The sequence below is a fragment of the Amycolatopsis decaplanina DSM 44594 genome, from assembly GCF_000342005.1.
In the GTDB taxonomy this organism is placed as follows: domain Bacteria; phylum Actinomycetota; class Actinomycetes; order Mycobacteriales; family Pseudonocardiaceae; genus Amycolatopsis; species Amycolatopsis decaplanina.
Map to the genome: position 1 here is coordinate 119822 of NZ_AOHO01000075.1, position 12550 is coordinate 132371.

Sequence of the window (12550 nt, forward strand, 5' to 3'; positions counted from 1 at the left end):
AGGGGGCCCCATGTCCCTGCGCATCGAGGACTACGCGCTGATCGGTGACACCCAGACCGCCGGCCTGGTCGGGCACAACGGCTCGCTCGAATGGCTGTGTCTGCCCAGGATGGACTCGGGCGCGTGCTTCGCGGCCCTGCTGGGCGACCCCGAGCACGGCCAGTGGACACTGGCGCCGCTGGGTGGAGCGCGCACCGTCCGCCGCGGCTACCGGAAGGACACCCTGGTCCTGGAAACGGAGCTGATCAACGACGAGGGCACCGTGCGGATCGTGGACTGCATGCCGATCCGGCGCGACAATCCCCGGGTGCTCCGGACCGTCGAAGGTGTGCACGGCCGCGTCCGCATGCGCAGCGACGTCCGGCTGCGGTTCGAATACGGCCACGACCGGCCGTGGATCCGTACCGAAGGCCACCGGATCAACGCGATCGCGGGTCCCCATTCGGTCATCCTCGACGGCGACGTGCCGCACCGGCTCGACGACCGGGCAATGTGCTCCGCAGAGTTCAGTGTCGGTGCGGGCGAGCGGGTCGGGCTGCGCCTTGCCTGGGCCGGGCCGAGGCAGCCCGAACTGGAGCGGGTGGACATCGCCAAGACCGTCCGGAGCACGGAAAAGTGGTGGCGGGACTGGGCAGCCCAGTGCAGCTACGACGGCGAGTACCGGGACGCCGTGGTGCGATCCCTGATCGCGCTCAAGGCGCTCGCGTACAGCCCGAGCGGCGGAATCGTCGCCGCCGTCACCACGTCGCTGCCCGAACAGCTGGGCGGGGTGCGCAACTGGGATTACCGCTTCTGCTGGATCCGCGACGCGACGTTCACCCTGATGGCGTTGCTGGAGGCCGGGTACGAACGAGAGGCCCGCGCTTGGCGCGAATGGCTGCTGCGCGCCATGGCCGGGGCCCCCGAGCAGATGCAGATCGTGTACGGCGTCGACGGGGAACGCCGGCTGACGGAGTCGGAACTGCCTTGGTTGCCAGGCTACGCCGGGTCCCGGCCGGTGCGAATCGGCAACGCGGCGTCGGAACAATTCCAGCTCGACGTGTACGGCGAGCTCATGGACGCACTGCATCAGGCCCGCACACACGGCATCCCTCCGGACCCGGACGCGTGGCAACTGCAGCGCACGCTGCTCGACTTCCTGGAATCACATTGGGATGACCCCGACAACGGCATTTGGGAGATGCGCGGTCCGCGACGGCACTTCACCCATTCGAAGGTGATGGTGTGGGCCGCCGCGGACCGGGCGGTGCAAGGTATCGAGCAGTTCGGACTCGATGGCCCGGCCGATCGCTGGAAGGCACTGCGTCACACCATCTTCGCCGAGGTCTGCGACAAAGGCTTCGACACCGCGCGGAACACCTTCACTCATTACTACGGCAGCTCCAGCCTCGACGCGGCCCTGTTGCTGATCCCCGCGATCGGGTTCCTGCCCGCCGACGACCCGAGGATGCGCGGCACCGTCGAGGCCGTGGAAAAGCACCTGCGCCAGGACGGTTTCGTGCAGCGCTACACCATGACGAAACGGAGCGAAGAGCTGGACGGTCTGCCTCCCGGCGAGGGCGCATTCCTGCCCTGCACGTTCTGGCTCGCCGACAACTACATCCTGCAGGGCCGCCGCGACGAAGGCCGCGAGCTGTTCGAGCGGCTACTCGACCTGCGCAACGACGTCGGCCTGCTGTCCGAAGAGTACGACACCGGCACGGGACGGCTGGTGGGGAATGTGCCGCAGGCGTTCTCGCATGTCGCCCTGATCAACACCGCACTCAACCTCAGCGGCGGAGACCGGGGGCCGATTCGCAGGCGAGGCGGTTCCGGGTCGACGGACCAGGACGGCCGATGACCGGATCCACCGGCACGCACCGGATTTTTTGCCCGCAACCGCGACGGCGCTGGTGTGGTGCTCGACGTGCGTGCCGACGATCGCGTCAAGGCGGTGGTCGTGGCGGGCACATGGTCACGGCGTGGTGTTCGAGATCGCCTTCCGGACCGAACGCATCCGCGATGAATACTGCCACCGAGCTCGCGACACCGTAATTCGCAATGCCCTCAGTATTCTATTGCAGCGTAACGGATCGGACTCCAGGCCGAGGTGTTCTGGCTGGTCACGGTGATGCCACGCGTGAGGGTGTCCACGTCGCGATGTTCAGCGTGTCGTTTGCCGGGGCCAACCAACTGCTCCCTTGAGCGGAACGACGTACTGATCGTCGATGCCTTCCTCGTCTTCCGTCCCGAGATAAACGGGTCACCGAGCCACCCGCGTGCTGGCCAATTTTCGTCAGGGACGTGATTAACCTCTTGCCAGTCGCACGATTGGGTGCATGCTGGAGCGAAGGACTCAGGTTAGCGATGATACTCAGATCGCAGCATCCATTAGGACAACCCACACGATATGTCATGGGCAAGTATGGCGAACCCGATGTCGCGGCGAATGCAGTTTTTCCCGAGGTTACGGCGGTGATTCGTTGGTCAGACTGTTGCGTGATGAGGAAAAGAAGCAGAAGTCCAACAAATCGAGAGGAGTTCCTGATATGCGCACTCGAGTCAGCGGGCTGCTGGTCGGCCTCGCTATTGCCGTGGCTGGTCTGACCACTGGAGTTGTCGCCGGGTCCACGCCTGCCATTGCCGCCCAAGCCGCCACCCACGAATTACGCCCGATGGGCTCGACGCACCCTGTGTCCGTTCATTTCTACAATGACGGCTGGTACTGGGCGTACGCGGACATCTACGGCTACAACTCGAGTGGCGCGGAGGTCTACCACGATTGGAGCGGCAGCGTGGGCCACACCGGCAACAGGTGGTTTACCGTGCCGGCAGGTGTTGCGAAGGTGTATTGGCAAGTCAGGATGGAACCGTTCGGCAACACGATCCACGAGCAGACGATCAATCCGTGGTACGACTTCGACAACACTTGCCAGAACGGCACGCACGCAACCATCTACGTCGGCGGCTTCTTCGGTAGCACCAACCACTACGATCTGCACTGCTCGAGGTGGTAGTACACAAAGCGCAACGGGGTCCTTCACCGGCGGTGCAGTCCTCTGCACATACGGGACGCCGTAGGAATCAGTCCTCGTCGGGCAGGCGTCGCGCAATGAGGTGACCTTGCCCAACTTTCAGTTCAGCTGGCCGACGGTGCCGCGTTATCGAGGGATGTTGTGCAGCCCGCCTGACACCGTCTCATAGCTGTCGGGCCACCTACGGTGCGGGTGATGAAGAGGCGTTCGATCGCGGCGACGGGGCAGTCGCCGACACTCCAATCAGCACGCACCACCCTACGCGTCGCTGACCGGGCATCTCCCGGCCGGCGACGCGTTCGGATGATCAGAAGGGCGGCTCGTCGCCCGCATCGCCGGCACCGGCGCGGCGCTGAACGCTCCCATCGCGGCGTGTTCGTCCGCGACCGTCGCGCCGCGGGCGGTGCCGATCCGCAGCACATCCGGCGCCGAGCCGGTGACGGACCTGAAGCGGACCACCGCGTCGAGGGCCTCGACAGGTGCGGGAAGCCTCCGGCGCCGGCCAGGACGCCGCGTCACTTGCTCGAGTGCGCCACAGTGGTCAGCTCGCTCTATCCGTCGAGTACCCCGGTACCGAGGAAGTCGGGAACGTGAGTGCCCAGGCCGCTTTCGCGGGCGCGTCGGTGAACGAGATCCGCGAGGGCGAGGTCCAGCGCGCCGAGGCCGAAGGGTGAGAAGACGGTGAGGGTGTCCGGGTTTCGCCGGTATCGATCGCCGTCGAGGAGGAGTTCGCCGAGCGAGTGGGCGATGAAGTCGCGATTGCCCGCCCGCTGCTCCGCGAGATGCAGTGACGTGGCGGCCCGGCAGACGTGGTCGACGTCATCCACGACGTTGGTGCTCGCCAGGATCGTCTCCGGGGTGAGGTCGCGCAGCGACAAGTGCAAGATCAACGATCCCGGCTGACAGCGCGAGACGTCCAGATGCGGGACCGTGGCGCTGGTCGCCAGGCACACCAGCGGATTCGCGGCGAGGGCGTCCTCGACTCCGGTGGCGACGTCGACCTTCATCTCCGGCCAGCGGGTGGTGCACCGGTCCGCGAAAGCGCTCGCCCGCGCCTGGTCGAGGTCGAACAAGGTGACCGAGTCCAGCTCGGCGTACAGGGCGCGCAGGAACGTCAGGACCTCGAAGTTGATCACGCCGCATCCGATGAGGGACACCCCGGAGCCGGTCGCGCCGAGGGTGGCGGCGGCGACCGCCGCGCTCGCCGCGGTGCGCCGTGCCGAGATGGTCGCGCCCTCGAGGAACACCTCGGGATGGCCGGTCCGCATCGAATTGAGGATGATCGCCGCCGACGCCCGGTCCATTCCGGACTGGACGTTGCCGGGGAACGACGACACCCACTTGACGCCGGCGACCGGCTCCTCGGGCGTGTCCAGGTACGCGGGCAGCGCGATGATCCGGTTGCGCTCGTCGCCGGGGAACCGCAGGAAAACCGAATGCGGAACGGCGGACCGGCCTTGGGTGTGCAGGACATAAGCCGTGCGCACGGCCGCCAGCACTTCTTGCTCCGCACCGTCGAGAATTCGCCGGACATCGCCATGGGGCAGGATCAGCATGCTCTCAGCCTGACGGGCCGCAGTCGGCTTTCGCAGGGAAGAAAGCGCAGAAAAATCGACCGGGAATTCTTCCGGTGGTCAGCGGTGCACGGCGACAAAACGCAGTTCGGAGGTGTACCGGTTCCCTTTGTCGTCGGTCAGCCACGCTTGCTCGGGCGACGGCAACATTTCCGTGATCGACAACCGGCCGGCCGGATCCTGACGTACCAGCCGACGCACCGCTTTGGCGAAAATGCTCACATATACCGGAGCGTCGAAATCCACATAGAACGGACGAGGCTCCCCCGGCGAAACCACGAAGACGAATCTCGGAAGACCCAGTCTTTCACGCCACCTGCGAGTCAGCACGAACCGCCGAGCCTCCGACTTCTCAGAGGCGAAACTCAGGGATTCCACCGGAACCGACCACGACTCCCGGGCCACCACCAGCTTGTCCACCGTCACCCGGGGCGAATGGTCCGCGTCGGGCATGATCCGGAACAGGTCCATCGCCAGTGTGGTCAGCACGTGACCGAACGCGTCGAGCACGTCGAACTCCGCGCCGTCGGGCAACACGGCCACCAGCCGGTCCCCTCGCGCTTCCACCAGGACCTCGGCGCTCAGCACCGTCCGATCCCGCTCCGGATCGACCGTGTGGTCCACCAAGGCCACGTAGTAGTCCTCCTGCCGGTCCAACGAGTAGCGGATCCGTGCGGAGAGCCGGGACTTGTGTTCCTTGGGCAGCATCGGCAGCAGACGCGGGCCGGGAAAGTCGGCCGCGGTTTCGTCGAGCAGCTCACCGCGCACCGGATGCTGGTTGACGAACAGCGAAGCACCGAGGGTGTTCGACGCGACGTGCAGTTCGCCGAGCACCCACTCGGTATCGGCACCGGGAACGATGAAGACGTCGGGACTGAGGTAACGGGCCATGTCCCAGCCGGGGACCGGATCGCCGAACTCGTCCCGCACCCGGTCCGCGATGTCCACACTGGACATCCGGACGCGCCGGGCGCCGTCGGGGACGTCGAGGATGCGCGCCCACCGGGTGGACAGCTCCCGGCGGAGCGCCGCGGCCTCGGCCACCGCCGTACCGTGCAGGATCGGCATGCACGCGAACCAGAACGCGGCCAGGTCGACGGGCCCTGCCGCCGCGAGGCCGGTGTGGACCCTCCGCGCGTGGCTCAGCACCGTGCCGGCGAGCCGCGCGGTCAACCAGGTCGCGCTGGTCAGCAGCAGGTCGATCGGCGCGAGCTCGGCCAGCATGTCCGTGCCGAGCCGCGCCCGCGCCGCCCGGACACAGTCGGAATAGACCAGGCCGCGGCACGGGGCGGTGTTCGTGCCCTTGACGCGAGTGGCGGCCGAACCGGTCATCGTCGTGAAGCCGCTCTCCAGCGCGGCGAGTTCGACAGGCAGCTCCGCGGCGGTCGACGTCCGGACCCGATCACGGCCGCGTTCCAGTTCGTCCAGCCGGGCGAGCCACTGCTCACGGAGGCGGGTTTCGCCGACGGACGCCAGCCAGGTTCGCAGGTACCGTTCGGGATACGCGCTCGCCGGGACGTCCAGCCGCCAGACGACGACCTTGAGCCGCACCAGCTCCGTCACGGCGGCGGCCACGTCGATCGCCGGACCCAGCTCCTGCTGGATCTCCTGCGCCGAGCGGACTCCGTCGCACAGTTCGAGAACGGGGCGGAGTTCCGCGGGAATCACCTGGGGTGACCTGCCCGGCAGATGAGCCAGTTCGCCGGTCACCCGCACGAAGGGCACCCGGCGGGGCGCCACCCAGTTCCGGGACCGCGGATCGGCGCCGATCGCGCGGGCCACCGCGTCGACCGCCCAGCCGGCGAAGTAGACGTTCGACGTGGTGATCAGCCCGGAACCGGGCTCGACCTCGACTCCGCTCGCCGCCTCGTCCCAGCGGCCCCAGCCCACCGGTCCGAAGAAGCCGATCGTGTCGTTCTTCACGCAAAACCGCTGCCAGTACTGCGCCACCAACTCCTCACGCTGCCGGGGTTTGCTGGTCCGGCCCGCCACCGACGGCTCCCACGCGAGGAAGGACTCGACACCGGTTCGCCAGATGGTGGAGTTCTGCCATTCGACGGCGGCCCGGAAGCCGGGCGAGGACGCGATCGACTGGAGCTCGACGGCCGTTTCCACGGCCGTGGTCGCGAACTGTTTCTCGAACACGTCCCACGCCGGTCCGGACAGCCTCGCGTCCACGTCGAGCCGGTCCGCGGCCGCCGCCAGTCCTTCCTCCGCGAGCCTCAGCACGCCTGCCGCGGGGAATCCCGCGCCACGCACCGCGAACTGGTCCCACAGTCGCCACTTCCCGCTCAACCTGACCATGTCGGCAACGCTCCTCGGGGCTATCGGACGTCGGCGCGGCAGCGCCGCGGGGTGTTCCCACCGGACACGATGGCGACGGCGCGGCCGGTGAACCGCGTCCGCAAGGCACCGGCGAGGGCGACGCTCCCGCTCGGCTCGGCCTCGACCCCGTCGCGACGCAGCAGCTCCATCGCCGTCAGGATCTCTTCGTCGGTGACCTCGATCAGCTCGTCGACCCGGCGCTGGATGATCGGGAACGGGATCTCGCCCGGCCGTTGCCCGCGCAGCCCGTCGGCCACCGTGCGGGATGGCGGCAGCTCGACCGGGAATCCGGCAGCCAGCGAGCGGGCGTAGCGCCGGGCCGTCGCCGGCTCCACGCCGACGATCCGCGGTGCTCCGCGCAGTCCCTCGGCGGCCAGGCACACGCCCGCCAGCAGGCCACCGCCGCCGGTCGGCACGAAGATCACGTCGAGGTCCGGTATCGCGTCGAACACCTCCAGCCCGACCGTGCCCGCTCCGGCGACCACCGACCGGTGGTCCGAGGACGGCACGAACGCCGCGCCGGTGCGGGCGGCGTGCTCGCGCGCGTACCGGTCCCGTTGAGCCACCCCTCCGGGCACCTCGATCACCCGCGCGCCGAGCCTGCCGATGGTGGCCGCTTTGCCGGCGGCCGCGCCACCAGCGACGACGACCGTCACCTCGACACCCAGCTCCGCGCCGAGCCGTGCGACCGCGATCCCGTGATTGCCCGACGAGCCGGTCACGACGTGGGCGGTGGCGAGGTCGAGCATCGCGTTCGCGGCACCGCGGGTCTTGAACGAGCCACCGTGCTGCAGATGTTCGGCCTTGAGCAGGATCCCCGGCAGGCCGTCCGGCACCAGCAGCGGCGTATGCCGGATCCGGCCCGCGGTCCGCCGTGCCGCCATCATCACGTCCGCCGCGCCGAGCCGGGGTGCTTCGACGGTCATCGGACGGACTGGTCGACCGCGACGAAGCGTAGTTCGGAGGTGTACCGATTCCCCTTGTCGTCGGTCAGCCACGCCTGCTCCGGCGACGGCAGCATCTCCGTGATCGACAACCGGCCGCCCGGATCCTGACGGGCCAGCCGACGCACCGCCTTCGCGAAGATGTTCACGAACACCGGGGCGTCGAAGTCCACATAGAACGGACGCGGCTCCCCCGGGGAAACCACGAACACGAACCTCGGAAGCCCCCGTTCGTCACGCCACCGGCGAGCCAGCACGAACCGCCGCGCCTCCGACTTCTCCGACACGAAACCCAGGGATTCCACCGGAACCGACCACGACTCCCGGGCCACCACCAGCTTGTCCACCGTCACCCGGGGCGAATGGCCGGCGAGGGGCCGTAACGCGAACCGGTCCATGACCCGGTTGGTCATCGCGTTGCTGAACACGTCGAGCAGGTCGAACTCCGCGCCGTCGGGCAGCACGGCGACCAGCCGGTCGTCCCGTTCTTCCACCAGGACGTCGGCGCTCAGCACCGTCCGATCCCGCTCCGGATCGACCGTATGGTCCACCAAGGCCACGTAGTAGTCCTCCGGCCGGTCCAGGGAGATCCGGCTGCGCGCCGACCATCGCGGCGGCTGCTCCTTGGGCAGCATCGGCAGCAGCCGCGGACCGGGGAAGTCGACCGCGGTCTCGGCGAACAGCCGCCGGGCGTCCGGATGCTGCATCACCCACAACGAAGTGCTGGCGGTGTTCATCGCGACGTGCAGCTCGCCGAGGACGAGCTCGAAGTTCCCGCGCGCCACCTCGTCGGCGTCGTCGGCCACGACCAGGACGTCCGGGCTGACGTAGCGGGCCTGCGGCCAGCTCGGACCGGTTTCCCCGAACTCATCCCGCACCCGGTCCGCGATGTCCACACTGGACAACCGGACGCGCCGGGCGCCATCGGGGACCTCCAGGATCCGCGCCCAGCGTTCTCGCAGCTCGTCCTGGATGCGGTCGATGTCGGTGATCGAACCGCCGTGCGGGGCGGGCAGGCACTCCATCCACAACGACGCGAGGTCCACGCTCCCGTCCCGTGCGCGCAGGCGTTCGTACGCCTGCCGGACGCGGTCCCCGACAGCCCGCGCGAACCGGCCCGTCATCCAGCGGGCGGCGGTGAGGCACAGGGCGAGCGGGGTCAGCTCGTCGCGGATCGCGGCGCCGATCCGGACCGTGGCGGACCGGCGGCAGTCCGCGTAGATCAGGGCCCGGCACGGTGCGGTGCGCGTGCCCTTGGCGCGTTGCGCCGCGACCTGGGTCAGCGCCTCGAACTCGTTCTCCAGCGCGGTGAACGCCGCGGACAAGGCGGTGGCGTCGGCGCCCGCCGCCTTGATCCGGTCCCTTCCGTGTTCGAGGACCGCCACTTTGGACAAGCCGTCCCGTCGCAGTTCCGGGTCCGTGATCCGCTCCAGGACCGACCGCAGATGCTGTTCGGGATACGCGCAGGTGGGCACCTCCAGCCGCCACACGATCAGCCGGCGCCGCGCCAGTTCGTCCAAAATGGACATCACGGTGTCTTCGGCCGTCTCTTGCCCGAGCTCTGCCACGATCTCCGAGGGACGGCGGATTCCGTCGCAGTGCGCGAGAATCTCCCGCTCCAGCGGCTGAAGCCGGTCCGGACGCCGTCCGGGCATCCGCACCACGTCTCCGGTGACCCGGACGAACGACACCCGGCGCGGCGCGATCCAGGCTCGCAGCCGAGGGTCGGCACCGACCGTGCGGGCGACCGCGTCCACCGCCCAGCTCGAGAAATACACGTTCGACTCGGCGACCAGGCCGGATCCCGGCTCGACGACGACCCCCTCGGCCGACTCGTCCCAGCGGCCCCAGCCCACCGGTCCGAAGAAGCCGATCGTGTCGTTCTTCACGCAGAACCGCTGCCAGTAGTGCGCCACCAGCTCCTCGCGTTCACGCCGCTTGCTGGTACGTCCGTCCACCGAGGGGTCCCACGCCAGGAACAAGCCGATGCCGCGCTGCAGAAGGGCGGGGTTCTGCCACGCCACCGCGGCTTGGAAAGCCGGCAACGCGGCGATCTCCTGCAGCTCTTTGACGTTGTCCACCATCGCTCCGGCGAACAGTTCCTCGAACGCGGCCCACTCGGGGCCTGCCCCGTCGGCGAGTTCGTCCGCCGCCTCGGCGAGCCCGAACGGCGCCAGCCGTAGCACCCCGGCGGCGGGGAAGCCGGGACCTCGCAGGGCGAACTCTCGCCACAGCCGCCATTCGCCGCCCGGCAGCAGGACGTCTTCAGGCATCGCGCACCGGGTCTTCCCGGGTCCCGGTGCCCGCGCACCACGCGAGCACCGCTCGGGCGCTGTGATACTTGTTCTCAGCCAAGGTGAACGCGAGGCTCGCCGGTCCATCGAGGACTTCCGCGGCGACCTCCTCCCCGCGATGCGCGGGGAGGTCGTGCAGGAACACCTTCGCGCCGGACTCGGCCATCACCGCCGCGTCGACGTGGAACGGGGCGAACACCTCACGCCAGTCCTCGGTGTGTTTGACCGTTCCGGTGGTCTGCCACCTTGTGGTATAGACCACGTCCACGTGCGGGAGCTCCGCCATGTCGTGCCACTCCTCCACCAGCGCGCCACTGCGCTTGGCGTTGAGTTCGGCCCGGTCCAGAAACCGCTGGTCGAGGCCATAACCCGTCGGTGTACGCAGGTAGAGTGACGTGTCGTCGTAGCGGGACAACGCCAGAGCCAGCGCCGACGCGGTGTTGTTGCCCTCGCCGACGTAGAGCACGCGCAGACCTTCGACCCGGCCGAACCGCTGGGTGAGCGTGGTGAGGTCGGCGAGGGCCTGGGTGGGGTGCTCGTCCGCGCACATCGCGTTGATCACGGCCATCCGGCTGCTCACGGCATAGGCACGAAGCTCGGCCTCGGCGCCAGAGGTCCGCACGACGAGCATGTCGAGCATCCTCGACAACACCGCGGCAGTGTCCTCGATGGTCTCACCGGTGTTCTCCTGAAGATCACCGGGACCGTAATTGATCAGCTTCGCGCCGAGCCGAAGTGCCCCTGCGGAGAAAGATGTCCGGGTTCTGGTCGAGGTTTTGCGAAACAAAATACCCGCGACCGAATTGCGTAACGGGCGTTCGTCCGTCCGGTGGCCGAGTGCGTACTCGACTCCGCGACCGACGATCCATCGCAGGTCTTCGTCGTCGAGATCATTGAGGGAGATCAGGTGGCGGCGCGCTGGTTCGGCCATGACAACCTCCGAGGTGTGCTCGCCTCAGCCTGGTGCCGGAGGTGTTGGCACGGCAGGGAAAGAGCGGCAGCATCCGCGCGGGCACCGGCTGCGCGTTTGTCCCTGCGTCTCCGAACAGCGTCATGACTACGGTGAAATTCACGCGAAGTGAGCAATAACGAATCGCGGAAAATCTCGATTCCATGCTTAGTGAGGAAGACAACCGGCCCGCCACCCGATGAAAATGGACGCCGGTTGCACGGGGAAGGGGAAAAGGATGGGAGAGCCCGCAAGGGTGAGTGTGGACGCGGCCGATCCGGTACTCGAAGCGGGTATCGGCTGCACACTCAACGGCAGCCCGGAGCTCACCGTGGTGACGAACGGTGAGGAATCGGACGCCACGGTCGTGGTCGTCGACCTCGTGGACGACAAGGTGCTCGACGTGGTGCACTCCATCCGGAACCAACCGCATCGGCCCGAGGTCGTGCTGCTGGCCACCGAACTGTCGCCGGCTGATGCGCTGCACGCGATCGCGGCGGGCGCGCACGGCCTGCTGCGCCGCCGGGAGGCCAGCGCGAACCGGCTCTCCCGTGCCGTGCTCGCCGCGGTCGTCGGCGACTGCACCATGCCACCGGACCTGATCGACCGGGTGCTCGAGCAGGGTATGGAGAACGCGACACCCGCCGCGCCGCAGGCGTGGGCACGCGGCGGGCTCAACGAACGCGAGCACGCCGTGCTGCGCCTCGTCGCCGAGGGGTACGAAACCGACGAGATCGCCCGGCGGCTGTCCTACTCGGCGCGTACCGTGACGGCTGTCGTGCACGACATCACCCAGCGGTTCAGGCTGCGCAACCGGGCGCACGCCGTGGCCTACGCACTACGGGCCAGGTTGCTGTGATCAGTGTGCAGGTCTACGCGGGAGGCGCGCTCGTCCGGGAAGCCGTGGTCGCGAAGTTGCGGCAGGCGGGGATCCTCGTCGCGGCCGCGGCGGACACCGTGGTGGTGGCCGCCGGCGGCACGATCGACGAGGCGTTGACCGCCTGTCCCGCCACCCTCCGCGCGGCGGGTCATCGGTTGATCGTCGCCGCGGACACGCTCAACCCGGCCGGTGTCCTCCGCGCCTTCCGGGCCGGGGCACGGATCCTGTTGCAGACTCCCGAAACGACTCCGGCCCAGTTCAGCGCCGCCGTGCACTCGGCCATGCACGGGGAAAGCCGGCTGCCCTACGGGCTGCTGGTCCGTCTGCTCAGCGGTGGCGCCGAACTGTCCATGCCCGTCGGTGTCCACCCGGTCGCGCCCTTGACCGAACGGCAGCTCACGGTGCTCACCCTGATGGCGGACGGGCACGGCAACGCCGACATCGCGCGGAAGCTGTCCTGTTCGGAGCACACCGTGAAGAACGTCATCTACGAGCTGATGGCGCGGCTTCAGGTGCGCAACCGTGCCCACGCGGTCGCTCACGCGGTCCGCGCTGGGCTGATCTGACCGG

Annotated in this window: 10 protein-coding genes; 4 read left to right on the forward strand and 6 right to left on the reverse strand. The window is 68.5% G+C overall.

All coding sequences use genetic code 11. The features are described from left to right. Positions 1–10 precede the first annotated feature (10 nt). The gene (locus H074_RS33140; RefSeq protein WP_007034460.1) at positions 11–1840 is read left to right on the forward strand and encodes a glycoside hydrolase family 15 protein; all 1830 of its coding nucleotides are present in this window, start codon (positions 11–13) and stop codon (positions 1838–1840) included. Between the two features lie 622 nt (positions 1841–2462). Next, positions 2463–2996 (forward strand): hypothetical protein, encoded by a 534-nt coding sequence (locus H074_RS40455; RefSeq protein WP_152521534.1) that lies wholly within the window; start codon positions 2463–2465, stop codon positions 2994–2996. 276 nt (positions 2997–3272) lie between these two features. Here the strand turns inward: H074_RS40455 and H074_RS33150 are convergent, their stop codons facing one another. The 6 genes from H074_RS33150 to H074_RS33175 form a co-directional block, all read right to left on the reverse strand. After that, positions 3273–3533: a hypothetical protein gene (locus H074_RS33150; protein WP_152521535.1), complete on the reverse strand. Its 261-nt coding sequence runs from the start codon at positions 3531–3533 to the stop codon at positions 3273–3275. A gap of 32 nt (positions 3534–3565) precedes the next feature. Next, positions 3566–4570 carry a 2,3-diaminopropionate biosynthesis protein SbnB gene (gene sbnB, locus H074_RS33155; RefSeq protein WP_007034463.1) on the reverse strand — a complete coding sequence of 335 codons (1005 nt, stop codon included), beginning with the start codon at positions 4568–4570 and terminating at the stop codon, positions 3566–3568. Between the two features lie 78 nt (positions 4571–4648). Continuing rightward, a complete protein-coding gene (locus H074_RS33160) occupies positions 4649–6892 on the reverse strand; it encodes a lantibiotic dehydratase (RefSeq protein WP_007034464.1) in 2244 nt (747 codons plus the stop codon). A gap of 20 nt (positions 6893–6912) precedes the next feature. After that, positions 6913–7839 (reverse strand): threonine ammonia-lyase, encoded by a 927-nt coding sequence (locus H074_RS33165; protein ID WP_007034465.1) that lies wholly within the window; start codon positions 7837–7839, stop codon positions 6913–6915. Then, entirely contained in the window at positions 7836–10130 is a 2295-nt protein-coding gene (locus tag H074_RS33170; protein WP_007034466.1) for a lantibiotic dehydratase, read from the reverse strand. The genes H074_RS33165 and H074_RS33170 overlap by 4 nt, the downstream gene beginning before the upstream one ends. Then, positions 10123–11082: an ornithine carbamoyltransferase gene (locus H074_RS33175; RefSeq protein ID WP_007034467.1), complete on the reverse strand. Its 960-nt coding sequence runs from the start codon at positions 11080–11082 to the stop codon at positions 10123–10125. Before H074_RS33175 ends, H074_RS33170 begins: the two co-directional genes overlap by 8 nt. A gap of 256 nt (positions 11083–11338) precedes the next feature. Between H074_RS33175 and H074_RS33180 the strand changes: the two genes are divergently transcribed. Then, positions 11339–11959, forward strand: a complete 621-nt coding sequence (locus tag H074_RS33180) for a helix-turn-helix transcriptional regulator (protein WP_039923929.1) — start codon at positions 11339–11341, stop codon at positions 11957–11959. Further along, positions 11956–12546, forward strand: coding sequence for a helix-turn-helix transcriptional regulator (locus H074_RS33185; protein ID WP_007034469.1), 591 nt, complete (start codon positions 11956–11958; stop codon positions 12544–12546). The genes H074_RS33180 and H074_RS33185 overlap by 4 nt, the downstream gene beginning before the upstream one ends. Positions 12547–12550 lie beyond the last annotated feature (4 nt).